Annotated in this window: 1 pseudogene; it reads right to left on the bottom strand. The window is 58.6% G+C overall.

Going from position 1 to position 447, the window contains the following annotated elements:
- Positions 1 to 447: pseudogene (locus GYK42_RS28860) on the bottom strand (sulfoacetaldehyde acetyltransferase); the annotation flags it as partial.

Here is a 447-nt window from a genome sequence, read left to right as displayed (position 1 = left end):
CAAAGAAGCTGCGCGGCTTTTCAAAGCGCAGATAGCTGTTCGCCACCGAGTTGATGTTGCCGATGTCGGTCGACACCATCACGTCTTCCGGCATGGCTTTTTCCAGCTCGCGCAAGACCTGGCGCGGATGCAGGTAATTGCCCGGCTCTTTCTTTTGCTCTTCGATCATGTCCAGGCTGTACGCATCTTTTTCGTGCGTCCAGTTGGTCAGCTCCTCTTCCCACGCGGCCTTCTCGGCTTGCACGGTGGCATAGCGCTCGTCGCGCGTCGCATCGCAATCGAGGGCCTTGCCGTCCAGGCGAACCAGGATGGCTTTCGCAGCCGCCTTGGCGTCGCCGCAGATACCGACGGAAATTTTCTTGACCAGGCCCAGCATCTTGTTGTCCGCGTCGATCTGGATGATCTTGGCATTCTTCGGCCAGTAATCCATGCCGTGCTGCGGCAAGG

The sequence above is a fragment of the Janthinobacterium lividum genome, assembly GCF_011601275.1.
GTDB classification, from domain to species: domain Bacteria; phylum Pseudomonadota; class Gammaproteobacteria; order Burkholderiales; family Burkholderiaceae_D; genus Janthinobacterium; species Janthinobacterium lividum_E.
The sequence above is the reverse complement of the archived record's forward strand: the minus strand, read 5'-3'. Positions and strand labels throughout refer to the sequence as shown.